The organism is Sphingomonas chlorellae, from assembly GCF_056485145.1.
In genome coordinates this window covers 284,914-311,826 of record NZ_JBQXXM010000004.1, presented here as the reverse complement: position 1 = coordinate 311,826, position 26,913 = coordinate 284,914, and the positions used below count along the sequence as shown (strand labels likewise).

General features: G+C 68.5%; 24 protein-coding genes. 18 read left to right on the top strand and 6 right to left on the bottom strand.

The window, feature by feature from the left end; translation table 11 throughout:
• Window positions 1-227 precede the first annotated feature (227 nt).
• From ACT3CF_RS12895 to ACT3CF_RS12885, 3 genes are all read right to left on the bottom strand, one after another.
• Window positions 228-3,362 carry a TonB-dependent receptor domain-containing protein gene (locus ACT3CF_RS12895; RefSeq protein ID WP_478423350.1) on the bottom strand — a complete coding sequence of 1,045 codons (3,135 nt, stop codon included), beginning with the start codon at window positions 3,360-3,362 and terminating at the stop codon, window positions 228-230.
• 257 nt (window positions 3,363-3,619) lie between these two features.
• Window positions 3,620-4,792 (bottom strand): acetyl-CoA C-acetyltransferase, encoded by a 1,173-nt coding sequence (locus ACT3CF_RS12890; RefSeq protein ID WP_478423348.1) that lies wholly within the window; start codon window positions 4,790-4,792, stop codon window positions 3,620-3,622.
• 29 nt (window positions 4,793-4,821) lie between these two features.
• Window positions 4,822-5,832, bottom strand: a complete 1,011-nt coding sequence (locus tag ACT3CF_RS12885) for an alpha/beta hydrolase (protein ID WP_478423346.1) — start codon at window positions 5,830-5,832, stop codon at window positions 4,822-4,824.
• Between the two features lie 89 nt (window positions 5,833-5,921).
• Between ACT3CF_RS12885 and phaR the strand changes: the two genes are divergently transcribed.
• The gene (gene phaR, locus ACT3CF_RS12880) at window positions 5,922-6,497 is read left to right on the top strand and encodes a polyhydroxyalkanoate synthesis repressor PhaR (protein ID WP_478423344.1); all 576 of its coding nucleotides are present in this window, start codon (window positions 5,922-5,924) and stop codon (window positions 6,495-6,497) included.
• A 63-nt stretch (window positions 6,498-6,560) separates the two neighbouring features.
• Here the strand turns inward: phaR and ACT3CF_RS12875 are convergent, their stop codons facing one another.
• Complete coding sequence (locus ACT3CF_RS12875; protein WP_478423342.1) at window positions 6,561-7,370, bottom strand: class I SAM-dependent methyltransferase; 810 nt, start codon at window positions 7,368-7,370, stop codon at window positions 6,561-6,563.
• A 51-nt stretch (window positions 7,371-7,421) separates the two neighbouring features.
• Between ACT3CF_RS12875 and ACT3CF_RS12870 the strand changes: the two genes are divergently transcribed.
• The gene (locus ACT3CF_RS12870) at window positions 7,422-7,610 is read left to right on the top strand and encodes a hypothetical protein (protein WP_478423340.1); all 189 of its coding nucleotides are present in this window, start codon (window positions 7,422-7,424) and stop codon (window positions 7,608-7,610) included.
• 22 nt (window positions 7,611-7,632) lie between these two features.
• Here ACT3CF_RS12870 and ubiG read toward each other — a convergent pair whose 3' ends face one another.
• Window positions 7,633-8,376 carry a bifunctional 2-polyprenyl-6-hydroxyphenol methylase/3-demethylubiquinol 3-O-methyltransferase UbiG gene (gene ubiG, locus ACT3CF_RS12865; RefSeq protein ID WP_478423338.1) on the bottom strand — a complete coding sequence of 248 codons (744 nt, stop codon included), beginning with the start codon at window positions 8,374-8,376 and terminating at the stop codon, window positions 7,633-7,635.
• A 57-nt stretch (window positions 8,377-8,433) separates the two neighbouring features.
• On the opposite strand from ubiG, the gene ACT3CF_RS12860 reads away from it, so the two are divergent.
• The 8 genes from ACT3CF_RS12860 to ftsH all read left to right on the top strand — a co-directional run bounded on the left by ACT3CF_RS12860 (window position 8,434) and on the right by ftsH (window position 19,205).
• Window positions 8,434-9,705 carry an aspartate kinase gene (locus tag ACT3CF_RS12860; RefSeq protein WP_478423336.1) on the top strand — a complete coding sequence of 424 codons (1,272 nt, stop codon included), beginning with the start codon at window positions 8,434-8,436 and terminating at the stop codon, window positions 9,703-9,705.
• Between the two features lie 29 nt (window positions 9,706-9,734).
• A complete protein-coding gene (locus ACT3CF_RS12855) occupies window positions 9,735-10,721 on the top strand; it encodes an NAD(P)H-dependent flavin oxidoreductase (protein ID WP_478423502.1) in 987 nt (328 codons plus the stop codon).
• 114 nt (window positions 10,722-10,835) lie between these two features.
• Window positions 10,836-11,726, top strand: coding sequence for a hypothetical protein (locus ACT3CF_RS12850; RefSeq protein WP_478423334.1), 891 nt, complete (start codon window positions 10,836-10,838; stop codon window positions 11,724-11,726).
• 58 nt (window positions 11,727-11,784) lie between these two features.
• A complete protein-coding gene (gene ptsP / locus ACT3CF_RS12845) occupies window positions 11,785-14,064 on the top strand; it encodes a phosphoenolpyruvate--protein phosphotransferase (RefSeq protein ID WP_478423332.1) in 2,280 nt (759 codons plus the stop codon).
• Between the two features lie 109 nt (window positions 14,065-14,173).
• Window positions 14,174-15,076: a helix-turn-helix domain-containing protein gene (locus ACT3CF_RS12840; protein ID WP_478423330.1), complete on the top strand. Its 903-nt coding sequence runs from the start codon at window positions 14,174-14,176 to the stop codon at window positions 15,074-15,076.
• Between the two features lie 126 nt (window positions 15,077-15,202).
• Window positions 15,203-16,159: a hypothetical protein gene (locus ACT3CF_RS12835; RefSeq protein ID WP_478423328.1), complete on the top strand. Its 957-nt coding sequence runs from the start codon at window positions 15,203-15,205 to the stop codon at window positions 16,157-16,159.
• Between the two features lie 4 nt (window positions 16,160-16,163).
• Entirely contained in the window at window positions 16,164-17,162 is a 999-nt protein-coding gene (gene tilS / locus ACT3CF_RS12830) for a tRNA lysidine(34) synthetase TilS (RefSeq protein WP_478423326.1), read from the top strand.
• A gap of 66 nt (window positions 17,163-17,228) precedes the next feature.
• A complete protein-coding gene (gene ftsH, locus ACT3CF_RS12825; RefSeq protein WP_478423324.1) occupies window positions 17,229-19,205 on the top strand; it encodes an ATP-dependent zinc metalloprotease FtsH in 1,977 nt (658 codons plus the stop codon).
• A 74-nt stretch (window positions 19,206-19,279) separates the two neighbouring features.
• Here the strand turns inward: ftsH and ACT3CF_RS12820 are convergent, their stop codons facing one another.
• Window positions 19,280-20,350, bottom strand: coding sequence for a DUF3667 domain-containing protein (locus ACT3CF_RS12820; protein ID WP_478423322.1), 1,071 nt, complete (start codon window positions 20,348-20,350; stop codon window positions 19,280-19,282).
• 47 nt (window positions 20,351-20,397) lie between these two features.
• Between ACT3CF_RS12820 and ACT3CF_RS12815 the strand changes: the two genes are divergently transcribed.
• From ACT3CF_RS12815 to ACT3CF_RS12780, 8 genes are all read left to right on the top strand, one after another.
• On the top strand, window positions 20,398-21,681 hold the full coding sequence (locus ACT3CF_RS12815) for a glutamate-5-semialdehyde dehydrogenase (protein WP_478423320.1): 1,284 nt from the start codon (window positions 20,398-20,400) through the stop codon (window positions 21,679-21,681).
• A gap of 32 nt (window positions 21,682-21,713) precedes the next feature.
• On the top strand, window positions 21,714-22,385 hold the full coding sequence (locus ACT3CF_RS12810) for a nicotinate-nucleotide adenylyltransferase (RefSeq protein ID WP_478423500.1): 672 nt from the start codon (window positions 21,714-21,716) through the stop codon (window positions 22,383-22,385).
• A 26-nt stretch (window positions 22,386-22,411) separates the two neighbouring features.
• A complete protein-coding gene (rsfS, locus tag ACT3CF_RS12805; RefSeq protein ID WP_478423318.1) occupies window positions 22,412-22,777 on the top strand; it encodes a ribosome silencing factor in 366 nt (121 codons plus the stop codon).
• 24 nt (window positions 22,778-22,801) lie between these two features.
• On the top strand, window positions 22,802-23,224 hold the full coding sequence (locus ACT3CF_RS12800) for a 23S rRNA (pseudouridine(1915)-N(3))-methyltransferase RlmH (RefSeq protein ID WP_478423316.1): 423 nt from the start codon (window positions 22,802-22,804) through the stop codon (window positions 23,222-23,224).
• A 4-nt stretch (window positions 23,225-23,228) separates the two neighbouring features.
• Window positions 23,229-24,422, top strand: a complete 1,194-nt coding sequence (locus ACT3CF_RS12795; RefSeq protein WP_478423314.1) for a murein hydrolase activator EnvC family protein — start codon at window positions 23,229-23,231, stop codon at window positions 24,420-24,422.
• An 89-nt stretch (window positions 24,423-24,511) separates the two neighbouring features.
• Window positions 24,512-25,843 carry a S41 family peptidase gene (locus ACT3CF_RS12790; RefSeq protein WP_478423312.1) on the top strand — a complete coding sequence of 444 codons (1,332 nt, stop codon included), beginning with the start codon at window positions 24,512-24,514 and terminating at the stop codon, window positions 25,841-25,843.
• Window positions 25,844-25,846: 3 nt separating this feature from the next.
• Window positions 25,847-26,332, top strand: coding sequence for a disulfide bond formation protein B (locus ACT3CF_RS12785; RefSeq protein ID WP_478423310.1), 486 nt, complete (start codon window positions 25,847-25,849; stop codon window positions 26,330-26,332).
• Window positions 26,332-26,880, top strand: a complete 549-nt coding sequence (locus ACT3CF_RS12780; RefSeq protein ID WP_478423308.1) for a demethoxyubiquinone hydroxylase family protein — start codon at window positions 26,332-26,334, stop codon at window positions 26,878-26,880. The genes ACT3CF_RS12785 and ACT3CF_RS12780 overlap by 1 nt, the downstream gene beginning before the upstream one ends.
• Window positions 26,881-26,913 lie beyond the last annotated feature (33 nt).

The following is a 26,913-nucleotide window of genomic DNA, read 5'->3' as shown; positions in this document are numbered from 1 at the left end:
AATAGATGGCGTGAAGGTAATTATGCTGCTGCAAAGAGTCGCCCGGAGGGCGATGCTTTCGCCAGACTGCATCGTTGCAACTGTGGCGCGCGCGATGTTCGGTGGGCCCAGAAGCGACGGCATGCAGACGGGCGGCGTGGTGTTGCCGGTCTTTTGCCTCACCCTTTCGACACAAAAAAGGCCGCGTCCCGAAGGACGCGGCCAATTTTCCGTCATCTGCCGAAGCGTCAGAACTTGGTCTGAACGCCCGCGTAGAAGAAGCGACCGATGTTCGGGAAGATGCCGCTGCCGCCACCGGTGCCGGTGAGGCCGTAGGGCGGCATCTTGTCGAACAGATTGTCGACGCCCGCATAGAGGCGGAACTTGTCGGTCGGGTTCACGCCGATCCGCAGATCATGATAGGTGACCGGCGAATACCACTTGATCGGATAGGCATCCGGGTTGGTCGGCGCGCGACCCTGCCACGAGAACTGCGTCTCCCAGCTGGCAATGGTCTGGCGGCCGATATAGCGGCCGCTGTAGCGGACATCGAAGGTGCCGAAGTCGAGCCCGATGTCGAGGGTGCCCTGGATTTCGGGGTCACCCAGCGTGCCATGGATACGATCCGAACGCGACGGATCGGTGATGTAGGAGAACTGCTCGCGATTGAGCAGGTAGCCCACAAGCGCACGCACCGACAGCTTCACCCCGGGCGCAATCGAATGATTGTAGCTGAGGTCGAAGTCGATCCCCGACGTCTTGAGCTTCGCATAGTTGAACGGCTGGGCCGCGAAAGCCGGGCCGAGCACCGGCATGTTGACCGTCGGGATGCCTGCAAAGGTGCGGCCCGACTGGCCGGCGAAGGTGTAGTTCAACAGCGGATCCGTCGACGAGCGGCGATTGACCGCGGCGCAGAACGGATTGTTGATGCTCACAGGATCGTCGTAGCAGCGGTTCACGATTTCCTGCCCGCTAAGCGACGCAATCGAGTCGGTCACCTTGATGTTATAATAGTCGACGGTGAACGACAGGCCCGGGATGATTGCCGGCGTGAAAACCGCGCCGACGGTCAGGCTGGTGCCCTTTTCCGCCTTCAGGTTGCGGTTGCCCGAGTCGACATACTGAACGCCCGATGCCGGGGTGTTTTCCCAAGGAATGGTGACGCCATCGACGACGATCGTCGTGGGAATGCCGGCCGCGGCACAATTGCGTGCGCGGTTCGGGTTGTCGCGGATCACGCTCTGGCTGCACGGATCGACCAGGCCGTTCGCATAGTTGGTGCTGGCGGTCGAATAGAGATCGCCCAGATTCGGTGCGCGCACCGAACGGGCATAGCCGACGCGGAACATGACGCCGCGGGTCGGCGACCAGGTGCCCGAAGCATTCCAGGCCCAGACGGGATCCTTCATGCTGTTATAGTCGGTGACGCGTGCCGCGCCGCTGACGGTCAGCGAGCGGATGAGCGGCAGGTCCTTGAGCAGCGGCAGGCGGATTTCGCCAAACGCTTCCTTGGTCTTGATCGCGGGCGGATCGAACGGATCGCTGCCGTTGAGGAAGGTGTTCCCCTGCGCGGTGTAGGCGTCGTAGGCCGAGTAGGCGTCCTCACGGCGATATTCGAGCCCGAGGCTGAAGCCCGCCGGGCCGCCCGGCAGTTCGAAAATGCCGCTGGAATCGCCGCTCAGGAAAGCGGTGACGTCGAGTTCCTCAGCCCACTCGTTGCGTTCGGACGTATGGAGCACGTAGTTGAGTGCCGCGCGGGACGGCGCGCCATAGCCGAAGACGTTGAGCGGCACGCAGCGCGGATCGTCGTTGGTGGGATCCGCATCGGCGTTGACACGGCACACGATATTGCTGCCCGAGCGGACGGCGTCGACTGCATTCGCGTAGCGTTCGAGGCTGACATTGCCGCCGGTCTGATAATAGGTCTCGGTACGACCCCAGTTGACGGCGACTTCATAATTGAGGTTCGCGGTCGTGCTGATCGTGCCCTTGACTCCGCCGACGAAGCGGTAAGTGTCGCGCTTATGGTCTTCGGCACGCGTGCCGAAGTCGTTGTTGAAGCGCTGCATCTGGAAGGTCGTCGCGCCTGGCGCTAGGATGCGCTGAAGCGTGGCGACTGCCTGGGGCGTCAGGAACGGATTGTCGAGCCTGAAAATCGGGCTGAGGGCGCTGGCGATGAAGGTCGGCTGAGTCGACTGCTGGCGCGCGGTGATGTGGACATATTCGCCCTGGAAGAACGGCTGAAACGCCGGCGACACCTCGCCCGACATCAGCAACACCGCCGAGGTACGCTTCAGGCCGGCCATCAACATCGCGTCTTCGACGCCGGTGGCGCCAATGCCGCCCAACGTGCCGCCGCCGACGTTGCGAAGATCGGTGATGGTGTCGTTGCGGACCAGCGTGCCGTCCGGCTGGAACATGAAGTTATAGGCAAGGCGCCCGTTGGTCGGCGAAAGCTGGCCGGTGCAGACCAGCGAACGACGATCGGCATTGGTCGCCGTCGCGGCCGGGCACGTTGCCAGCACGGTGCCGCCGAGCGACAGCGTGTTGTACGTGATGCCAGGCTTGCCCGAGATGTACCGCGTGTTCGGAATACCGTCGTTATTACGGTTCGGGACAGGAACGTTGTTGATATAGGCGGGCTGCGAGGTCACCCAGCCCGGCGTGCCCTCGAAGGCACCCGTGAAATCCGGGCGATCGGAATAGAACAGCGGGTTCGACTGCGAATATTCAACCGCACCCGAAATGTTCAGGCGGCCGTCGAAGAAATTATGCCCCGCGACGGCGCTGACATAATAGGAACCACGATCGCCCTTGTCCGAGGCGCCGCCCTGAGCCTTGAGCTGAAGGCCCTGATAATCCTTCTTCAGGACGAAGTTGACGACGCCTGCAACTGCGTCGGAACCATAGACGGCCGAACTGCCGCCGGTGACGACGTCGATCGTCTCGACCAGATCGGTCGGGATGGTGTTGACGTCAACGGCGTAGCTGCCCGGAGTCGAGGTCACGTGACGACGACCGTCCACCAGCACCAGCGTGCGTTCCGAACCGAGGCCGCGAAGGTCGAGCAGGTTGAGGCCGGCCGTACCGATGAAGCGCGTCGAGTTCGCCTGCGAATAGCTGGCACGCATCGACGGCGTGAAATTGAGCGCGTCGCCGAGCGACAGGTTGCCCTTGCCCAGGACCTGATCGGCGGTGATGGTCGTCACCGGCACCGGCGATTCCAGCGTCGGCAGGCGCGCGATGCGCGAGCCGGTCACCACGATCGCGGATTCGGGTTCGTTATTCTGTTCTTCCTGCTTCGGCTGAGCGTCGGTGCTCTGCGCGAAAGCGACCTGCGGCAACAGGAAGAACGAGCTTACGATGGCGCTGGACGCGGCCAAGGCCCGTAATTTCATAATTTTTGCCCCTCCAGGCGGGATGCCTGATGTAACATTTGGGGCAAAAACGTCGCGTCAATGCAACATTAATGCGGGATGAATCGGAAATAAGGCGACCCATGTTGCAGATCTGCAACACTGTGTGAAAGGATCATTCAAACAAGTGCTTGCGCGCTGTTGTTTCCTGTCTTTTTGCACCTGCGAACAATCGAGAAAATGACGGCGCGGCGGGCTGCCGGCGCCGTCATTTCCGAAGCGTGTCAGCGTTCGACGCAGACCGCGATGCCCATGCCGCCGCCGATGCACAGCGTCGCCAGGCCCTTGTGTGCGTCGCGGCGCTGGAGTTCGTAGAGGAGCGTCGTCAGCACGCGGGCGCCGCTGGCGCCGATCGGGTGGCCGATCGCGATTGCGCCGCCGTTGACGTTCACCTTTTCGGGATCCCAGCCCATGTCCTTGCCCACGGCGAGCGCCTGGGCCGCGAACGCCTCGTTCGCTTCGATCAGGTCGAGATCGGCGACGGTCCAGCCCGCCTTTTCGAGCGCCTTGCGGCTGGCCGGGACGGGGCCGATGCCCATGATCGACGGGTCGACGCCCGCGCTGGCCCAGCTGCGGATCGTCGCCAAGATCGGCGCGCCGCGGCGTTCGGCATCCTCGCGGCGCATCAGCACCAGCGCGGCCGCGCCGTCGTTGAGGCCGCTGGCATTGCCCGCGGTGACGGTGCCGTCCTTCTTGAACGCCGGGCGCAGCCCCGACACCGCATCGAGCGTCGCGCCGGCACGGATATACTCGTCCTGATCGACGACCGTCTCGCCCTTGCGCGTCTTGACCGTCACGGGCGCGATCTCGTCGCGGAAGCGACCCTCTGCACGCGCCTTTTCGGCCAGATTCTGCGAGCGGACGGCAAAGGCGTCCTGATCGCCGCGGCTCACCTGATACTGCTCGGCGAGGTTTTCGGCGGTGATGCCCATGTGATAGCCGTTGAACACGTCGGTCAGGCCATCCTTGATCATCGTGTCGACCAGGCTGACGTCACCCATCTTGGTGCCGCCGCGCAGCTGCTGCGCATGCGGGCTGAGCGACATGCTTTCCTGGCCGCCCGCGACGATGATGTCGGCGTCGCCGTTGCGCAGCGCCTGGAAGCCCAGCGCGACCGCGCGCAGGCCCGAGCCGCACACCTGGTTGACGCCCCAGGCGGGCACTTCCTTGGCGATGCCTGCGGCCATCGCGGCCTGGCGCGCCGGGTTCTGACCCTGGGCCGCGGTGAGCACCTGGCCGAGGATCACTTCCGAAACCTCGTCGCCGCGCACGCCCGCCTGGGCCAGCGCCGCCTCGATCGCCACCTGACCCAGCACATGCGCGGGGGTCGCGGCGAACGCACCAAGAAAGCTGCCCACCGGCGTTCGTTTGGCGGCGGTGATGACGATATCGGTCATGCGGTAAATCTCCTGCGATCGTCCGTCCTTCAGAAACGGTCGGCGCGCGTTCTACTCCGCGCGACCTGCCTTAGCCAGTCCGCAAGCGGCGCCCACAGCGCGTCGCGCGCATGGCTGCCGACGATCATCCCGACATGCCCGATCGCGAGCTGCCGCGTGTCGGGGCAAGCCGCCGTCGTCGCGGCGGGCACGATGCGATCGGCAGTCGAGGCGAAGGCGATGCGCGGTACGGTGATCGTCGCCGGGTCGATCACGGTCTCGCCGATCCGCCAGCGTCCGCGGCCGGGCAGGTCGGCGGCGTAGAAATCGTCGAACAGCTGGCGCCCGGCAGCATAGGTGAGCGGGGCGCCGGCGTTGGCCCAGTCCTCGAGCACGACGAAGCTGCGCGCGGCGGCGCTGCGCGGCGGCAGGCGGCCGAAGCGCTCGAACTTGGCGACGGTACGGCCCGGGTCGATCTGCCAGAAGCCGGACTGGAGTACCTCCATCGGCACCAGGCCCAGCGCCTCGCACACCGGCTGGGCCTGATCCCACATCGTGCTGATCGGCGCGGCCGCGTCGCCATAGGCGGAAAAGTGCCAGGGCGCGGCGATCGTCGCCAGCCCCGCGACCGGATGCAGCGCCGCCGCGGCGGTCGCGATCGTGCCGCCGAGGCAATAACCGACCAGGATCGGCGGTCGCGGCAGGCTGCGCAGCAACGGCAGCAGCAGGTCGGTGACGTGCGCGTCGATGTCCTGCCCGCGCGCGGCGACATCGGGGCAGCCCCAGTCGACGAGCAGCGGCCGCACCCCCTGGCGTGCGAGCCAGCGCAGCAGTGAGCGTCCGCGCGCCAGATCGAGCACCTGCGGCGGGTTGATGAGCGAGGGGACGAACACCACCGGCCAGCCCCGCCCGCCATAGTCGCGTAAGCGGGCGCGTCCCGCGGCGGCGACGGCGGGCCGCGGCGGCGGCGGGGCGGTGCGCGGCGCCGCCTGATAGGCGCGCAGCCCGGCGAGCGCCGCGGTGCGGCGCGCTCCGGACGTCGCGGTTTCGCTGCGCAACATCGCGAGAAACAAGGGAAGGGGGCGCGGCCCTTGTTGCGACGCGGGATCAAAGGATGTTAGGACATCGTCACTCACGCGCGGGGGTGTCCATGAAAAAGGCTGCAACGGGGACAGGCCCCGTCATCATCAAGAAGTACGCGAACCGACGGCTCTACAATACCGAAACTTCGTCCTACATCACGCTCGATCATCTCGCCGCGATGACGCGCGAGGGACGCGACTTCAAGGTGGTCGACGCCAAGACCGACGAGGACATCACGCACAATGTCCTCACCCAGATCATCATGGAGGAAGAGGCGCGCGGCCAGACGCTGTTGCCGGTGAGCTTCCTGCGCCAGCTGATCTCGCTCTATGGCGATTCGATGCAGGCGATGGTGCCCGGCTATCTCGAGGCTTCGATGGAGAGCTTCCGCCGCAACCAGGAGCAGTTCAAGTCGGCGGTCGAGGGCGCGTTCGCCAACTCGCCCTTCGCCGAGCTCGCCAAGCGCAACATGGCGATGTTCGAGGCGGCTGCGAGCGCCTTTACCCCGGGCACCGGCGTCGCGGGGAGCCATGCCGCTGCTCCGGCCGCCGCGCCGACGGCCGAGGGCGCGGGCGACGACGTCACCGCGCTCAAGGCCGAGCTCGCCCGGTTGCAGGAAAAGATCGAGAAACTGGCGAAATAACCCCCGCAACGGTCGGCGGCGCTCCCCGTAGCAGGAGGCCGCCGGCCGTGCGGGCGCCGTCCGTCAGGGCTTGCGGAACTTGAGCGTCATGCGGTCGCTCTCGCCGATCGCGGCATATTTGGCGCGATCCTGATCCTTCAGCGCATAGGTGGGCGGCAGCGTCCACACGCCGTTCGGCCAGTCGGCGGGGTCGGCCTTGTTGGCGTTGACTTCCGATGCGCCGACGAACTTGAAGCCGGCCGCCTCGGCGAGGCGGCGGACGGTCGACACCTTGATGTAGCCGCTCTTGGTCTCGCGCGCGTCGCTGGCGCTTTCGGGCAAGCGGTGATCCTCGATGCCGAGCGTGCCGCCCTTTCTGAGCATCGCGTACATCTGCTTGAACGCTTCGGGCGAATAATCCTTCCCGTCCTGGCCGCCCATCCGCCAGTTGTGCACGTTGCGGAAGGTGAGCACCACGTCTGCGGTGCCGTCGGGCACCCTGGCCTGGCCGGCCGCCGCGGGGAAGCTGACGACGCGGATCGCGCCATAGAGCGCGGCGTCGCGGGCCTTCAGCGCGTCGATGCCCTTGGTGTTGCCGGCCGGCACCGCCGCATAGAGCGTGCCCTTGCCGTGCGTGAGCGGCGCGAGAATCTCGGTATACCAGCCGCCGCTCGGCCAGATTTCAACCACCGTGTCGGTGGGTTTGACGCCGAAGAAGGTGAGCGTTTCGACCGGATGGCGATAGCGGTCGCGCGCGACATTGGCGGGCGTGCGGCTGGGGGCAGCGACCGCGCGCGCGATCGTCTGGCGCGGCGTCGCGGGTTCGCGCGCGGCGACGCTGGCGACCGCGGCGGCGGTGGTGCCCAACGCAAGAACGACAAGAAACTGGCGCATGAAAATCCCTCACCTAAATGATGCATCGACCAGGGAGTATGAATCGAGCCGATGCAGGAAAGCCTATGGACCGGCGCGGTTGCAGCGCTGTTACTCGCGGTGACGAGCGGCGTCGCCGAACACCGCCGCCGCCGCCGGACCGTGATGGACCGGATGGGCTGGGTGCCGTGGCCGCTCGTCCAGTTCCTAGCGATGCTGGCGGTGGTCGCCTGTATCAGCATCGCGCTCAACCTGCGCTGATGCGCAGCCCACGCGGCTTCGATCAGGCGCGGACCGCGCTCACCAGATAATTGAGCGACTCGCCGCGCCCCGTTTCGAACCCGCGCGCGGGCGAGAAGCCGAGCCCGGTACGTTGCGTGACGCGAAGCCCCGCGCCCTCGAGCAGCGCGACGAGCTCGTCGGGAGTGAGGAAGCGATCCCAGTCGTGCGTGCCGCGCGGGATCGCGCCCGTGCCCTCGGCCAGCGTGATCATCGCGAGGCGCGACAGCGGCGTGCGGTTGGGGGTCGACAGCACCATCAGCCCGCCCGGCGCGAGCGCTCCCGCAAGCCCCGCGACGAAGGCGGCGGGATCGCTGACATGCTCGATCACTTCCATCGAGGTGACGAGGTCGAACTGGCGTCCGCCGAGATCCTCGACTCCACCCGCGACATAATCGATCGCAAGCCCCATCGCCTCGGCATGCGCGCGGGCGGCGCCGATATTTTCGGGCGCCGCGTCCACGCCGGTCATCTGCGCGCCGAGCCGCGCCAGCGGTTCGACGAGAAGGCCGGCGCCGCAGCCCATGTCGAGCCCGGTGCGCCCCGCGAGCGGCGTGAAATCGGCGGGGTCGGTGCCCCAATGCGCGTCGACCGCCGCGCGGACGAAACGCAGCCGCGCCGGATTGAGGCGATGCAGCATCGCCGACGAGCCGTGCGGGTTCCACCAATCGGCCGCCAGCCGGCCGAAATGCTGGGCTTCGGCGGGGTCGATCGTCGTTGCGACCGTCGTTGCAGTTGCGTTTGCCATGCGCGCCTCCTATCAGGCTGGCCCGTCTCTCCCAAGGCCAGGAACAAAGCAACCGAGATGGCCCGCATTGTAATGAAGTTCGGCGGCACGTCGATGGCCGGGATCGAACGAATCCGCAACGTCGCGCAGCGCGTCAAGACCGAGTGGGAAGCCGGCAACCAGGTCGCCGTGGTCGTTTCCGCCATGGCGGGCGACACCGACCGGCTCGTCAATTTCTGTCGCGAGGCATCGTCGCTGTACGACCGCCGCGAATATGACGTGGTGGTCGCGTCGGGCGAACAGGTGACGAGCGGACTGCTGGCGATCGTACTCCAGTCGATCGGGGTGCCCGCGCGCAGCTGGCTCGGCTGGCAGTTGCCGATCCGCACCGACGACGCCCATGCCGCGGCGCGGATCGAGTCGATCGACACCGTCGCGCTCGATGCGTCGCTCGCGCGCGGTGAGGTGGCGGTGATCCCGGGTTTCCAGGGCATGACCGAGGATGGCCGCGTCACCACGCTGGGGCGTGGGGGATCGGACACGTCGGCGGTGGCGGTCGCGGCGGCGATGAAGGCCGACCGTTGCGACATCTATACCGATGTCGACGGCGTCTATACCACCGACCCGCGCATCGTGCCGCGCGCGCGCAAGCTGACGCGCGTCACCTATGAAGAGATGCTCGAGCTCGCCAGCGTCGGCGCCAAGGTGCTGCAGACGCGCTCGGTGGGCCTTGCGATGAAGGAAAAGGTTCGCGTGCGCGTGCTTTCGTCGTTCGACGACAAGCGCGACGAGACCGGGCACCGCGGCACGCTGATCGTGGGCGAAGAGGAAATCGAGGAAATGGAACGCCAGCTCATCACCGGCATCGCCCATGACAAGAGTGAGGCGAAGATCACGCTGACCGCCGTGCCGGACCGGCCCGGCGCGGTGGCGTCGATCTTCAGCCCGCTTGCCGATGCCGGCATCAACGTCGACATGATCGTGCAGAACGTCGCGCATTCGAGCAGCTCGACCGACGTCACCTTCACCGTGCCCAAGGCCGAACTGGCCCGTGCGCTCGACACGCTGCAGAAGCAGAAGGACGCGATCGGCTATCAGGATCTGAAGCACGACATCCGCATCAGCAAGATCTCGGTCGTCGGCGTCGGGATGCGCAGCCATGCGGGCGTCGCGGCGACGATGTTCAAGACGCTGGGCGAGCGCGGGATCAACATCCTTGCGATCACCACGTCGGAGATCAAGGTCTCGGTCGTGATCGAGGACGATTACACCGAGCTGGCGGTGCGCGTGCTGCACACCGCCTATGGCCTCGATTCCGAGGACACGCCCGGCGAGGAGCACGACGCGTGACCGTCGGCGAGGAACGTCTTGCCCGCCGCATGGCGCGCGGTTGCGCCTTTCTGGGGTCGCAGGTCGCGATCCTGGGCGGTGCGATGTCGTGGGTGTCCGAGCGCCATCTGGTCGCCGCGATTTCGAACGCGGGCGGTTTCGGCGTGATCGCGTGCGGGGCGATGAGCCCCGAGCTGCTCGACGCCGAGATCGCGGGCACCAAGGCGCTGACCGACAAGCCGTTCGGCGTCAACCTGATCACGATGCACCCGCAGCTTTTCGACCTGATCGCGGTGTGCGGGCGCCACGGCGTCGGTCATGTCGTGCTCGCGGGCGGGTTGCCGCCGGCGGGCAGCCTGGACGCGATCAAGGCGATCGGTGCGCGCGTGATCTGCTTTGCGCCGGCACTGAGCCTGGCCAAGAAGCTCATCCGTTCGGGCGTCGACGCGATCGTCGTCGAGGGCATGGAAGCGGGCGGCCATATCGGCCCGGTGTCGACGAGCGTGCTGGCGCAGGAGATCCTGCCCGCGATCGCCGACCAGGTGCCCGTGTTCGTCGCGGGCGGAATCGGTCGCGGCGAGGCGATTGCCGGCTATCTCGACATGGGCGCGGCGGGCGTGCAGCTCGGCACGCGGTTCGTGTGCGCGACCGAGAGCATCGCGCACCCCAATTTCAAGAAGGCGTTCATCCGCGCTTCGGCGCGCGACGCGGTGGCAAGCGTCCAGATCGACCCGCGCCTGCCGGTGATCCCGGTGCGCGCGATCAAGAATGCCGGCAGCGATGCCTTCACCGCCAAGCAGCGCGAGGTTGCGCAGGCGCTCGACGAAGGGCGTATCGCGATGGCCGAGGCGCAGCTCGAGATCGAGCATTACTGGGCCGGCGCGCTGCGCCGCGCGGTGATCGAGGGCGATGTCGAGCATGGCAGCGTGATGGCCGGCCAGTCGGTGGGCATGGTGACCAAGGAAGAACCCGTCGCCGACATTATCGCCGCGCTGATGGCCGAGGCTGCGCACGCGCTGGAGAAGCGCGCGGCCTGAGCCTTCGGGCAATCCCGGAGGCGGACCGATCCGATGTCCGCCCCGGGCTTTCTATAAGGGAATCGAGGCCGGAAGGGCGGGAAGCAGTTTCCCGCCCGCGGCAGGAAGGTTCCCATGCGCCATTCCCGTTTCCGCACGTCGCGACACGCGCTGACGCTGGCCCTGGTCGCGGCAATCGGTGTCGCTGCGCCGGGACCGGCGCACGCCCAGTCGATGGCACCATGGCGCGGGTCGCCGGGCGATCTTGTCCCGGGCGCAGTGCCGCGGACACTCGACCTGCCCATCCCCGGCATGGGGCCCGCGATCGCGAGCCCCAATCGCGGCCTGTCGCCCGATCAGGCCGCCTGGCATACGCGCGCCGCGCTCAATGTCGCGGCGCTCGCCTGTCGCGATCGCGAGGAGGCGCAGACCGTGGCGGCCTATAACCAGTTGCTGCGCCGCCAGACGCGCCCGCTTGCCGATGCCGATGCGGCCGTGAAGGCAGATTTTCGCGCGCGGCTGGGCGAGGCCTGGGAGGCTGCGCATGAGACGCAGATGACGCGCGTGTACAATTTCTTTGCCCAGCCCGCTGCGCGCGCAGGTTTTTGCACGGCGGCGCGCACCGTGCTGCGCGAGGCGGGGCGGATCGAGCCTGCGGCGTTCCGCGACTTTGCCGCGGCTGCGCTGTCGCGGCTCGAGGCGCCCTTCTTCGCGCCCCCGACGCCGGCTGCGGCGATGATGGCGTGGAACGGCCAGCCGCCGCGGTCGGCCACCCGCCCGACGCCGCGCGCGCCGGCCCCGGCCTGGTCGCCGCGGCCGGCCGCGCGACCGGCGCCGCGTCCCATGCTCGCCGCGCCCGGCGTCCGGCCGACCGCGGCGATGGCCGCCCCTGCGCTTCGCGCGCCCGTGGTCGCGCGGCCCAGCGTTGCGCCGGTCCGCATCGCGCCCGTGGGCACGGCTGCAACGGCGATGCCCGCGTCGCACGCGTCCGCCCCGACGCCGCGTGCCTGGGGTCCGATTCCCTGAACCTTGCGGTGAACGCGACCATTGGCGTCGGCCCGCGCAATCTGGTAGCGCTGATGCCATGGCCCTTGCCGCTGCTGCCTCCGCCCGCGAGATCCTGACCCGCCTTCATGACGTGATGGCCCGGCGCCTGCCGGCGCAATCGAAGCTCAACGCCGTTGTGGAGATCATCGGATCGGCGCTCGATAGCGAAGTCTGCTCGATCTATCTGCTGCGCGAAGGCGTGCTGGAACTTTTCGCGACGCGCGGGCTTTCGCAGGAGGCGGTGCACGTCACCAAGCTGGCGATGGGCGAAGGACTGATCGGCACGATCGCGGCCAATGTCGAGACGCTCAACCTCGACGACGCGGCGAGCCATCCCGATTTCGCCTATCGACCCGAGACGGGCGAGGAGCGGTTCCGCAGCTTTGCGGGCGTGCCGATCATCCGGCGCGAACGCGCGGTCGGCGTCCTTGCCGTGCAGCACAGCGAGCGGCGGCGCTACGCCGACGTCGAGATCGAGGCGTTGCAGACCGTCGCCATGGTGCTGTCCGAACTGATCGCCAATGCCGGGCTGATCGACGATGCGAGCGTTGCTGCGGCGGCGCGTGCCCAGTCCACCGCGGCGGCGCGCGTGACGGGGTTCAAGCTCGTCGAGGGCATGGCGCAGGGCGTGGCAGTGTTCCACCAGCCGCGCATCGTCATCGAGCACACCGTTGCAGAGGACACCGAGGCCGAGCGCCACCGCGTCTATGCCGCCTTCGACAAGATGCGCGAGCAGATCGAGCGCATGGCGAGCCAGGCCGAGTTCGGCATGGGCGGCGAGCATGACGAGGTGCTCCAGACCTACAAGATGTTCGCCTATGACGAGGGCTGGAGCCGTCGCATCAACGAGGCGATCGATTCCGGGCTGACCGCCGAGGCGGCGATCGAGCGCGTCCAGCAGCGCACGCGGATGCGGATGCGCGAGATCGACGATCCGTTGCTGCGCGACCGCATGCACGACCTGGAGGACCTGTCCAACCGGTTGCTGCGCATCGTGTCGGGGCAGTTGGGGACTGCGGCGCAACTGGGGCTGCGGCAGGATTCGATCCTGGTCGCGCGTAACCTGGGGCCCGCCGAGCTGCTCGAATATGATCGACGGCGGCTGAAGGGCGTCGTGCTCGAGGAAGGGTCGCTGACCGCGCACGTCACGATCGTCGCGCGCGCGATGGGAGTCCCGGTGCTCGGCCGCGTGCGCGCCGTTCGCCGGTTGATCGCCGAGGGCGACATGCTGCTGCTCGACGTGGGCGAGGAGAGCCTGTTCATCCGCCCGACCACGGCGATGGTCGAGGCGTTCGAAGCCAAGCTGGCGCTGAGCCAGAAGCGGCGTGCGGCGTTTGCCCGGCTGCGCAACGTGGCGCCGGTGACCGCCGATGGCCACCGCGTGACGGTGATGGTCAATGCCGGGCTGCGCGACGACCTCGCCGCGCTCGACCTGACCGGCGCCGACGGGATCGGGCTGTTTCGCACCGAGTTCCAGTTCCTCGTTTCGGCGACGCTGCCGCAGCGCGAGGGGCAGCGCCGGCTGTATAAGGACGTGCTCGACATGGCGGGCGACCGGCCCGTCGTGTTCCGCACGGTCGACATCGGCGGCGACAAGGCGCTCCCCTATCTCAACCACGACCAGGACGAGGACGAGGAAAATCCCGCAATGGGCTGGCGCGCGCTCCGGCTCGCGCTCGACCGCGACGGGTTGATGAAGGCGCAGGCGCGCGCGCTGATCGAGGCCGGCGCCGGGCGGCGGCTGAACATCATGTTCCCGATGGTGTCCGAGCCTTGGGAATTCGACGCGGCACGCGCGCTGTTCGAGACGCAGCGGGCCTGGCTGGCGGGGCGGGGGCGCAAGATGCCGACCGAGATCCGCTATGGCGCGATGCTCGAGGTGCCGGCGCTCGCCGAGGTGCTCGACCTGTTGCTGCCGCGGATCGATTTCCTGTCGATCGGCACCAACGACCTGACGCAGTTCCTGTTCGCCGCCGATCGCGCACATCCCAAGCTGGCGTTGCGGTATGACTGGCTGAGCCCTGCGATCCTGCGCTTCATCCAGCGCGTGAGTGCGCATGCACGCGCAGCGGGTGTGCCGGTGGCGGTGTGCGGCGAAATGGGCGGCCGGCCGCTGGAGGCGATGGCGCTGATCGGGCTGGGGATCGACCGGCTGTCGATCACGCCGGCGGCAGTGGGGCCGATCAAGGCGATGATCCGCTCGCTCGACCGCGGCGCGATCATGCGCGACATCGCGGCGATCCTGGCCGAACCGCCGACATCGGTGCGCGACGCGCTGGCGCAATGGGCGGCGCGACATTCGGTCGAATTGGCCTGAACCGCGGGTGTTTTGCACAGTCCGGCGTTGACACTGGGGTCGCGCTGGGGAACATCCGCGGACACAGGCGGGAGCCCCACGGGCCGCAACCCTCCCGCCGGAGATCAGAATGGAAGGCGAAGCCGCCGACAACCCTGTGCCGCCCCCCGCGACCGTCGGGCAACGTCTGCGCAGTGCGCGCGAGGCGCAGGGGATCGATCTGGCCGAAATCGCCGCGCGGACACGGATTCCGCAGCGGCATCTGGAGGCGATCGAGGCATCCAATTTCAGCGGGCTGCCCTCGGTCACCTATGCGCTGGGCTTTGCCAAGGCCTATGCCCGCGCGGTCGGTGCCGACGAGGTGGACATCGCGCGCGCGCTGCGCCGCGAACTGGGCGAGAATCCCGAGCGTGCGGCCCCGGTGCCGACCTATGAGATGGAAGACCCCCGGCGCGTGCCGCCGAGCGGCCTCGCCTGGGGCGCCGCGCTGGTCGCGCTGCTGGTGATCGTCGGTGTCGCACTGTGGTTTGGGACCGACCTGTTCCGCGGCGGCGCGCCCGCGCCCGAACCGCTGGTCGAGGCGAGCGCCACGCCGACGCCCGAGGCGGCGGCACCCGACAATGCCGCGGCGGACAATGCGCTGGCGGCGGCCCCGGCGGGCGGCCAGGTGACGCTGGTCGCGCGCGACAAGGTTTGGATCCGCGTCACCGACGCGAGCGGCAAGCGCCTGTTCGAAAAGGAACTGGCGGCGGGCGAACGTTATGATGTTCCCGCCGATGCCGATCGGCCGCATGTTCGCACCGGGCGCCCGGGCGACATTGACGTGCTGATCAACGGATCGCGCGTCGCTCCGCTGGGCGTCGGCGTGCAGACGGTCGATGTCGAGGTGAGCGCTGCGGCATTGCAGGCGCGTCCGGTGCCGGCGACGCCCGCGGCCGGCAACCCGGCCGAGCGGCCGCAGCCCGGCGCGGCGGCGGCCCCGACCGGCGCAGGCGGCGCCGATGCGGCTGGCAACGCCGCGGCCGGGCTCTAAGGCGAATGCAGGCGCCGCTGCCGGCCAGAAGGCGGGCGGCGGACGGTATCGAAACATGCGGCCGGCGACGAAGCGCCGGCCCGGCTCAATCCACCACCGGGGGGTGAGACAAAGATGCGGTTGTTGATGGCAGTGGCGCTGGCGGCGACGGCGCTTGGGACGACGGGAAGTGCATGGGCGCAGACCACCCCGATCGAAGGGCGCGTCGACCGGCTCGAGCGCGAGATGCGCGCGGTGCAGCGCAAGGTGTTCCCGGGCGGCGGCGGCCAGCTGGTCGAACCGCAGATCCGTCCCGAAACCAATGTCGAGGTTCCGGGAACGCCCGCGAGCAGCCCGGTCGCCGACCTGACGCAGCGCGTCGCGTCGCTGGAGAGCCAGATCACGACGCTGACCGGGCAGGTCGAGCAGAACCAGTTCCGGCTGCGTCAGCTTGAGGACGCCTTCAACGCCTATAAGCGCGCGACCGATGCGCGGCTGAAGGCTTTCGACGAGAGCGCGTCGGCGACCGGCGGCGGCATGGCCGGCGATGCAGCCGCGGTGGGCGATGCGGGCAATGCGCGCCCGACGACGCGCCCTGCCGCGCCGATCAAGCCGCAACCGGTGACGATTCCCGACGACAAGGCCGCGGCGAAGCCGAGCCCGGCGCGCGCGCAGGCGCTGGCCGCCGTGGAAAGGCCGAGCACCGGGGATGCCGCCGAGGACGGCTATGTCTATGGCTTCCGGCTGTGGCAGGCGAAGCTCTATCCCGAGGCGCGCAAGGCGCTCGAGGCGGTGGTCGCCAAATATCCGACGCATCGCCGCGCGAGCTATGCCCAGAATCTGCTCGGCCGCACCTATCTCGATTCGGGCGCGCCCAGCCTGGCGGCCGTCGCCTTCTACGAGAATTACAAGAAGAACCCGAACGGCGAGCGCGCCCCGGACAGCCTCTATTATCTCGCCGATGCGCTCACCAAGCTGAAGAAGCCGTCGAGCGAGGTCTGCAAGGTCTATACCGAGCTGACGCAGCTCTATGGCGACCGGCTGTCGGCCGAGATGCGCGCGGGCGTCGCGGCCGGCCGGACCGCGAACAAGTGCAAGCCGTGAGGCCGTGATCTGCGGCGTCGACGACGCGGCGGTCGCGCGGTTTCGGCGCGACTGCCTGGCGATCGTCGAAAGCGGCTTTACGCCCGCGATGCCGATCGGCGTCGCGGTCTCGGGTGGTCCCGACAGCCTGGCATTGCTGTTGCTCGCTGCCGCGGCATGGCCCGGCGCCGTCCGCGCGGCGACGGTGGACCATCGGTTGCGTGCCGAGGCCGCCGCGGAGGCGGCAATGGTCGCGGAAACCTGCCGCGAGCTGGGCGTCCCGCACGCGACGCTGATCCCCGAGGTGCCGATCGCCGGAGGCGGCAACGTCCCGGACCGGGCGCGGCAGGCGCGGTATGCGCTGCTCGGCGAATGGGCCGGCCCCGCGGGCTGGATCGCGACCGCGCACCAGTGCGACGACGTCGCCGAAACCTTCCTGATGCGCGCGCGACGCGGGGCGGGGCTGGGCGGGCTCGCCGCGATGCGGGCCGAGCGGCCGTTGGTGGCGGGGAGCGCCGGACCGCGACTGATCCGTCCGCTGCTTGGCTGGCGGCGTGCCGAACTGGCGGCGATCGTGGTGCAGGCGGGCCGGGTCGCCGCCGACGACCCGTCGAACCGCGACCCGCATTATGACCGCGCGCGCATCCGTGCGCTGCTGGCCGAAGCCGACGATCTGCCGGTACCGCGGCTGGCGATGGCGGCGAACAATCTTCGCGAGGCGGAGGTGGCGATCGCATGGGCCGCGGCGCGCGAGTGGACGGCGCGTGCGGCGGTGCGCGACGGACGGGTTCGGCTCGAGGTCGCTGACGACCTGCCGCGCGAATTGGTCCGGCGGTTGACGGTGCGTGCGGTCGACACCGTGCGGCAGGCGGCGGGTCTGCACGCCGCATGGCGCCAGACCGGAATCGACCGGCTGATCGCGACGCTTCGGGCCGGCGGTATCGGTACGATTGCGGGGGTGATCGCGCGGTCGCGCGATGCTTCATGGTGGTTCGACGAGGCCCCGGCGCGCCGATCACACTGATCGACGTTGTTCCATTGCCATTAACCGCGCTGTTCCTATGTTGGACGGTGAAAGGTATCGACGCCGATGAACGACAACAACAACAAGCCGCAGGGCCCCGAAAACGGCGGCGGCAACCCGTGGATGAAGAGCCTGCTGATCTGGGTGGGCATCCTCGCGGCCCTGGCGCTGTTTGTCAGCCTGTTCGAACGGCCCGCGACGCAGGCGGCGGGCGATACGATCCCCTATTCGGCGTTCCTCGACAAGGTGCAGGCCGGCGAGGTGCGCGCGGTCAACATCGCGGCGGCAAGCGGCGGGAACAGCGTGATTTCGGGCACGCTGACCGGCGACGGCAAGTTCCGTACGATCGTTCCCAACGATCCGCAGCTGATCCCGACGCTGCGCAGCAAGAACGTCGTCATCAACGCGCGTCCTGAAGAATCGCCGTCGATCTGGCAGTATATCCTCGTCCAGTCGCTGCCCTTCCTGCTGTTCATGGGCATTGCCTTCTTCGTCGTCCGCCAGATGCAGAAGAATTCGGGATCTGGCGCGATGGGCTTCGGCAAGAGCCGTGCCCGGCTGCTGACGCAGAAAGAAGGCAAGGTCACGTTCGACGACGTCGCCGGGATCGACGAGGCACGCGAGGAACTGCAGGAGATCGTCGAGTTCCTCAAGGATCCGACCAAGTTCGCGCGGCTGGGCGGCAAGATCCCCAAGGGCGCGCTGCTGGTCGGCTCGCCCGGTACCGGCAAGACGCTGCTCGCCCGCGCGATCGCGGGTGAGGCAGGCGTGCCCTTCTTCACCATTTCGGGTTCGGACTTCGTCGAGATGTTCGTCGGCGTCGGCGCCAGCCGCGTACGCGACATGTTCGAGCAGGCCAAGAAGTCGGCGCCGTGCATCGTGTTCATCGACGAAATCGACGCGGTCGGCCGTTCGCGCGGGGCGGGCCTGGGCAACCAGAATGACGAGCGCGAGCAGACGCTGAACCAGCTGCTCGTCGAGATGGACGGCTTTGAGGCGAACGAAGGCATCATCATCATCGCCGCGACCAACCGGCCGGACGTGCTCGACCCGGCGCTGCTCCGTCCGGGCCGTTTCGACCGGCAGGTGGTGGTGCCGCGCCCCGATATCGAGGGACGCATCAAGATCCTGCAGGTCCACATGAAGAAGGTGCCGCTGGCCCCCGACGTCGATGCGCGGGTGATTGCGCGCGGCACGCCGGGCTTTTCGGGCGCCGACCTTGCCAACCTCGTCAACGAGGCGGCGCTGCTTGCTGCGCGCCGCGGCAAGCGGCTGGTCGCAATGAGCGAGTTCGAGGACGCCAAGGACAAGGTGATGATGGGCGCCGAGCGCCGTTCGATGGTGATGACCGAGGACGAGAAGCGCATGACCGCCTACCACGAGGCGGGCCATGCGATCGTCGCGCTGCACGAACCCGCTTCGGACCCCATCCACAAGGCGACGATCATCCCGCGCGGCCGCGCGCTGGGCATGGTGATGCGGCTGCCCGAACGCGATTCGTACAGCTATCACCGCGACAAGATGTACGCGAACCTGGCGGTTTCGATGGGCGGCCGCGTCGCCGAGGAAGTGATCTTCGGCTATGACAAGGTCTCATCGGGTGCCAGCGGCGACATTCAGTATGCGACCGGGCTGGCGCGCGACATGGTGACGCGCTGGGGCATGTCCGATGCGGTCGGTCCGCTGGAATATGGCGGGTCGGACGAGAACTATCTCGGCTATACCGCCAACCGCCCGGCCAACATGTCGAACGAGACCGCGCAGCTGATCGATGCCGAGATCAAGCGGCTCGTCGAGGGCGGACTTTCGCGTGCGAAGCAGGTGCTGACCGACCACGTCGATCAGCTCCACACGCTCGCGCAGGCGCTGCTCGAATATGAGACGCTGACCGGTGAGGAGATCAAGCGGCTGGTGGCCGGCGAGGATCTGGGCCGCGACGAGCCCGGCGCGACGCCGGTGCCGGTGGCGGTGGCGGGAACGTCGATTCCCAAGACGCGACGCCCCAAGGGGCCGTTCGGGAGTCCGACGCCGCAGGGCGCCTGACACAAATCGACCTGATTTTCAGGTGGTTGAAGCCCCCTTCCGGGATGCCGGGAGGGGGCTTTTGCGCGTGGGGTTCAGCCGACCGTGCCGAGAAGAATGAGCAGGATCGCGAAGAGCGTCAGGATGATGCCGATGAAGATCCCGAGCACGACGGTGCGGAGCAGGGCCGACAGCCAGGAGAGGCGATAGGCCTGCTTGAGCTGAACCGCGATATGGATCGGCGGGACAAAGACCGCGACGTTGGTGAGAACATTGTGGCCGACGCCGAGTTCGCCGGCGATCGTGATGGCGATGAACAGCAATGTCATGAACGACAGCGAGTAGGTCACGAACACCGCGTGATCGTACAGGTGATATTCACGCTTCCAGAAAAACAGCAGCCAGACGAACGGAATTGACAGCGGAATGAGGAGCCACGAGAATTTGTAGCTGTTCGACTGAAGCTTGTAGAGCATCAGCGACGGGTTCTTCTTCCACTTTTCGATGCCGTGATCGAGCCGGTGCCAGCCGGTGTGCGGTTCGCCCAGGTCGATATTGAGATTCGATTCGTCGAGCGCCCGGATTGTTTCGCTGGCCGAGGCGATATCCTTGTCCGCTTGCGCGATCTGGCGATCGATACTTGCCAGCGATGCGGCGTCGTTTCGCGCAGTTTCACGCGCCTTCACCGCCGTTTCGCGGCGGAATCGTGCATCATCGAGCTGTTTTTGGAGCGTTGCGCGGGGCATTTCCGTTGCTGCGTGGATGTCGGCCGGCGGCGAGAGGCCGACGATCGAAAACACCGCGAACATCGTGAACACGCCGAACAGGAACAGCGCCATCGGTGAGACGAAACGGACCCGCTCGCCCGCGATGTAACGGCGGGTGAGGGCGCCGGGCCGCCACAGGAGCAGCGGCAGCGTCCGCCAGAGCTTGCCCTCGAAATGCGCGACGCCGTGAAGGATCTCGTGCCCGATGGCGCCGAGCGAGCGATGGACATGCGCCGCCTGTCCGCAGGCGTGGCAATGGTCGCCCACCAGCCGCGTTCCGCAGTTGAGGCAGAGGTCGGGCGCGTGCCCGTGGTGCCTTGTCGTGCCGCCGCCGGGCTCGACTGCCCCTGCGACCAATGCTCCCGTGACGATATCGCCTGCTGCGCCAATGTCCCCCATGGGGCCTGAGGCTACCAGCTTCGCTGCGCGCGTGCTAGCCATGCGCGATGGCCGATGCAGACCACACCCACACGCCTTCCGCCGACCCCGCGACGATGATCGCGGCGATGGCCGCGCGCGCGCGCGCCGCCGCCCGCACGCTGGCGACGATGCCGACCGAAGCGCGCCGTCGCGCGTTGCGCCACGCCGCCGCGGCGTTGCGCGACGCGGTGCCGGCGATCCTTGCCGCCAATGCCGAGGACGTCGCCGCCGCGACGGCGGCCGGATTGTCGGGCGCGATGCTCGACCGGCTGCGGCTCGATCCCGCGCGCGTCGAGGCGATGGCTGCCGGGACCGAAGCCGTCGCGACGCTCGACGATCCGGTCGGCCGCGTTATCGATCGGGCCGAGCGCCCCAACGGGCTGGTGCTGACGCGCGTGCGCGTGCCGATCGGCGTGATCGGCATCATCTATGAAAGCCGCCCCAATGTGACCGTCGATGCAGGCGTGCTGTGCACGATGGCGGGCAACGCCGCGATCCTGCGCGGCGGCTCCGAAGCGATCCGCAGCAACCGCGCGATCCACGCGGCGCTCGCCGCCGGCCTCGCCGCAGGCGGTGCGCCCGCCGATGCCGTCCAGCTTGTCCCGACCACCGATCGCGCGGCCGTGGGGGCGATGCTGGCGGGCGCAGGCGGGATCGACATGATCGTCCCGCGCGGCGGCAAAGGGCTGGTGGCGCGCGTGCAGGCCGAAGCGCGCGTGCCCGTGCTCGCGCATCTCGACGGCATCTGCCACACCTATATCGACCGCGCGGCCGACCCTGCGATGGCACGCACGCTCGCGCTTAACGCCAAGCTGCGCCGCACGGGCATCTGCGGCGCGACCGAGACGCTGTTGATCGACCGCGCCTTCGCCGACGCCGGCACCGTGCTCGCGGCGCTTGCCGATGCCGGATGCGCGCTGCGCGGCGATGCCGAGGTCGCCGCGATCGAACCGCGGACGCAGCCCGTGACGGACGCCGACTGGGATACCGAATATCTCGACGCGATCCTGTCGGTTCGGATGGTCGACGGCGTCGAGGGCGCGATCGCGCATATCGCACGCCACAGTTCGCACCACACCGACGCGATCGTCACCGAAGACGCGGCGACCGCCGAGACCTTCCTGGCGCGCGTCGACAGCGCGATCGTGATGTGGAACGCCTCGACCCAGTTCGCCGACGGCGGCGAATTCGGGTTGGGGGCCGAGATCGGCATTTCGACGGGACGGCTGCATGCACGCGGCCCGGTCGCGCTGGAGGGGCTGACCACGTACAAGTGGATCGTGCGCGGCACCGGGCAGGCGCGGCCTTGACGGCGCGCATCGTCGGCGCACCGTCCTTTCGGATGCTGGGCCGGGCGAAGCGGGTGGGGTTGCTGGGTGGGTCGTTCAACCCGGCGCATCGCGGGCATCGCAAGCTGTCGCTCCACGCGCTGCGCGCACTGGGCCTCGACGAAGTATGGTGGCTGGTCTCGCCGGGCAACCCGCTGAAGCCGGTGGAGGGCATGGCCCCCTTTGCCGTCCGGCTGGCCTCGGCCCGCCGCATGGCGCGCCACGCCCCGATCCGCCCGAGCGCGATCGAGACGCGCATCCGCACACGCTATACCGCCGACACGCTGGAAAACCTGATCGCGCTGTTCCCCAAGCACCGTTTCATCTGGCTGATGGGTGCCGACAATCTGGCGCAGTTTCACCGCTGGGACCGGTGGCGCGACATTGCGCGACAGGTTCCGATTGCGGTTATCGCGCGGCCGGGATATAACCAGCGTGCTCACGCAAGCCCTGCGATGAGCTGGCTGCGGCGCGCTGTGCGGCCCGCAGGCCAGGCGAAGAACTGGACGAGTTGGAGTTTGCCGGCGCTCGTGCTGCTGCGATTCCGCCCCGACCCGACTTCGGCGACACGGTTGCGCGCCGCCGATCCCGCTTGGCACCGGCACTTTTCGAACGTGGATCGAGCACCCATATCGCCTGCGTCCGTGCCGAGCCCATTGGCGTGCACAGACCCGGTTCAATTCTAGGAGTTCCCTTGGCCACATCTTCCCCAGTGCAGCAAGCTCCCGGCGCCGACAGCGTCGAGGCCCTGCATGCGCTCGTGCTCAGCTCGCTCGAAGACGATCAGGCGGTCGAAACCGTCTCGATCCCGCTGGCGGGCAAGAGCAGCATTGCCGACTTCATGGTCATCGCCTCGGGCCGCTCGACGCGGCAGGTGGCGTCGATGGCCAACAAGCTGGCCGAGAAGATCAAGGGCCAGTTCGGCCGCACCCCGCGCGTCGAGGGGCTGCCGACCGCCGACTGGGTGCTGATCGATGCCGGCGACGTCATCGTCCATCTGTTCCGCCCCGAAGTGCGCAGCTTCTACAATCTCGAGCGCATGTGGGCGTTCGGGGACAATGCCGCCGGCCAGGCCTGACGCGCTCGCGCGGGGGGCAGGCCGGTGCTGGTCCATCTTGTCGTGCGCGGCCGGATCGGGCGCGGGCCCGAGGCCGAGCTGGTCGACCGCTATCTGAAGCGCGTCGGCTGGCCGGTGCGCGTCACCGAACTGCCCGACCAGGGTGGGCGCGTGCCCGCGATCGAGCCGGGGACGCGGCTGGTGATGCTCGACGAAAAGGGCGAGAACCTGCCGTCGCGCGCGATTGCCGAGCGTATCGGCCGCTGGCGCGACGACGGCGTGCGCGAACTCCGCTTCATGATCGGCGCGGCTGACGGTTTCGACGACACCGACCGTGCGCAGGCCGACCTGTTGCTGTCGTTCGGGCGTGCCACCTGGCCGCACATGCTGGCGCGGGTGATGCTCGCCGAGCAGATCTGGCGTGCGGCCTCGATCCTTTCCAACCATCCTTATCACCGCGAGGGCTGAGCCCATGGTGCCGGCGCGCAGCCTGATGGTCGTGGCGCTGGCGGGCACGCTGCTCGCGATCGGCGCGCGCGGGGCGCTGGCCGATGCCCCGCGGCAGGCGTTGCGCGGCGAACAGGCGCGGCTGGCCGAAGCCGATGCTGCCGCCAGGGCCGCGCAGGCGCGTGCCGCGGCGCTTGAGGCCGAGGCTGCACGCGAGCGTGACGCGGCACAGGCCGCGCGCGCGCGCGAGGCGGCTGCGGGCGAACGGATCCGGGCGGCGCAGGCGGCGATCGATGCAGCGACCGCTCGGATCGCGATCTTCGACCGGCTGCAGGCGGTGCAGCGACAGCGGCTGGCGGCGGCGCAGGCGCCGATCGTCCGGCTTGTCGCCGCGCTCCAGTCGATGGCGCGCCGGCCGGCGGCGCTGGGACTGGTACAGCCGGGATCGCTGCGTGACGTGGTGCATGCGCGCGCGGTGCTCGCGACCGCCATTCCCCAGGTCGCGGCGCGGACCCGGACGGTGCGCGAGGAGATCGGCCGTGCGGCGCAATATCGACGCGGCGCGGCGCAGGCGCTGGCGGGACTTGCCGAGGGGCGCGCCCGGATCGAGGCCGAGCGGATCGCGCTCGTGCGGCTGGAGGCGGCGCACCGGCTGCGTGCCGAATCGCTGGGGCGTACTGCGCTCATCGAATCCGATCGTGCGATCGCGGCGGGCGAGCGCGCGCGCGACATCGTCGACCAGATGCAGGCCGGCGACGATGCCCGGGCAGTGGGCCGCGCGCTCGCAATGTTGCCCGGGCCGCTGCTGCGTCCCGATGCGCCGGGCGTGATGCCGCGATTGCCAGCGCGCGGCGCCTATCGCCTGCCGGTGCGGGGGGCGCTCGTCACCGGCTTCGGCGAGATCGCCGATTCGGGCGTGCGGGCGCGCGGCCTTACGCTTGCCTGCGCAGCGGGCAGCGGCGTGGTGGCGCCGGCGGGCGGGACGGTTGCCTATGCAGGGCCGTTCCGCGGCTATGGCAGCGTGGTGATTCTCGATCATGGCGGCGGGTGGACGACGCTGATCGCCGGGCTGGGGCCGTTGGCGGTGAAGGTGGGCGCACGGGTCGCGGCGGGGGCGACGCTTGGCGAGGCCCGCGGCGGCGTGGGCGAGGGCGGGCGGATCACCGTCGAGCTGCGGCGACGCGGCGTGCCCATGGACCTGACCCAGATGCTCGGTTGAGCGACGCGCGCGGCGTGCTATCCCCGCAGCGCAAAAGCCGCTATCGTCCCCTTCCAACAAGGCCGTGTCGGCCGTCGGAAAGTCGTTGAATGCTCCGTTCGATCCTTCAGGTTTCTGCCGCCGTCGGCGCGCTTGCCATCGTTCCCATCGCTTCCGGCGCCCTGGCCGCGGTCGACACCGAAAGCTATCGGCAGCTCGATACCTTCATGGAAGTGTATAACACCGTGAAGGCCAATTACGTCGACAAGGTCGACGACAAGACGTTGGTGAAGGGCGCGATCGACGGGATGCTCGCCGCGCTCGACCCGCACAGCAGCTATGCCGACGGGCTCGAGTTCGACAATCTGAAGATCCAGACCGACGGCAATTATGGCGGGCTGGGCCTGACGGTGACGCAGGAGAACGGCGCGGTGAAGGTGATCGCGCCGACCGAGGACACGCCTGCGGCCCGCGCCGGGATCAAGGCCGGCGATTACATCACCCACCTCGACGGCAAGTTCATTGTCGGCGGCAGCCTGGACGAGGCGATCCAGCAGATGCGCGGCAAGCCGGGCACCAAGATCAGCCTGACGATCGTGCGACCGGGCGCCGAAAAGCCGCTGCAGTTCACCCTGACGCGCGAGGTGATCGTGCAGAAGCCGGTGAAGTGGGAGGTGAAGGACGGCGTCGGCATCATCAACATCAACACCTTTACCGCGCAGACCGGGGCCGACACGGTGAAGGCGATCCAGGCGATCGACCGCCAGCTGGGTCACAAGCCGCTGGGCTATGTCGTCGACCTGCGCGAGAATGGCGGCGGCCTCCTGACCGAGGCGATCGCGGTTTCGGACGTGTTCCTGAGCCATGGCGAGATCGTGTCGCAGCGCGGGCGCGAGAAGGCCGACATCGAGCGTTATTATGCCGAATCGATGGTGCCGGGCGACCTGGCGCGCGGGTTGCCGGTGATCGTGCTGGTCGATGCGGGCACGGCGTCGGCGTCGGAGATCGTCGCGGGCGCGCTCCAGGACCATCACCGCGCGCTGGTGATGGGCGTGCGCAGCTTTGGCAAGGGATCGGTGCAGACGATCCTGCCGATGGGGCCGCGCGCCGCGCTGCGCCTCACGACCGCGCGCTATTACACGCCCTCGGGCCATTCGGTGCAGGAGGGCGGCATCAAGCCCGACATCGGCGTGCCGCAGATTTCCGACCCCGATTACAAGGAGCGGCCGGTGCTGCGCGAGGCCGATCTGCGCCGTCACCTGATCAATTCGGAAAAGGTCGACAACGGCCTGCTGGAAGAGGACACGCGGCCTGATCCGCGCTTTGCGGCGACGCCCGAACAGCTGAAGAAGCAGGGCATCGACGATTTCCAGCTTCATTATGCGGTGCAGACGCTGGCGCGGCTGAACGGCAAACCGCTGGTGGCACCGAAGGAACGTTGAGCAATGCTGGCTGACCGTACCAAGCTGGCCGGATGGCTGGCGCTGTTGCTTCCCGCCGCGCTGGTGGGCGGCGCGCATTTTTCCGAGCTGTTCGGGCTGGTCCCGTGCGAGATGTGCTGGTGGCAGCGCTGGCCGCATTACGCCGCAGTGGTCGTCGCGGCGATCGGGCTGGTGCTGCCGGGCGCGGGGCTGCGCCGGGGCGCGGCGGTGCTCGCGGGATTGCTCGTCGCGGTGAGCGGCGCGATCGGCGTTTTCCATGCCGGGGTCGAATATCATTGGTGGCAGGGGGTGACTGCCTGCACCACCAGCCTGCAGGGCGGCGATCCGATGGACATCCTGAATCAGGCGCTGCGCAAGCCGCTGATCCGGTGCGATTCGCCGCAATGGACGCTGTTCGGCATTTCGCTTGCGGGATTCAACGCCATCTTCTCGTTGAGCGGCGCCGCAGTGATCCTGTGGCTCGCGCTCGGCCGGAGGCATGCACGATGATGGCGACGAGACGGGGCGGGTGGAAGCCCGGCGACCCGCGCGAGACGATCCCGACGATGGTCCGCGTCGACCAGGCGGGCGAGTATGGTGCGGTGCGCATCTATGCCGGGCAACTGGCGGTGATGGGCGACCGCACGCCCGCCGCGCGCAAGATCGCCGGCATGGCGAACCAGGAGGCGCATCACCGCGCCTGGTTCGACGCGGCGATGGCGCGGCGCGGCGTCCGCCCCACGGCGCTGCAGCCGATATGGAGCGTCGCCGGCTTTGCGCTGGGCGCCGCGACGGCGGCGATGGGGCCGGCGGCGGCGATGGCGTGTACCGCGGCGATCGAGACCGAGATCGACCGGCATTACCGCCACCAGCTCGACCTGATCGGCGACGACGATCCCGAACTGGCGGAGACGGTGGAGCGCTTCCGCGCCGAGGAGATGGAGCACCACGATACCGCGATCGCCGAAGGTGCCGAGATGGCTCCCGGCTATCCGGTGCTGAGCGGGCTGATCCGCCTGGGTTGCCGGGCGGCCATTGCCTTGTCGAAACGGATATGAGAGCGGTGGGACGTGACCGGCGGGGATTGGGAG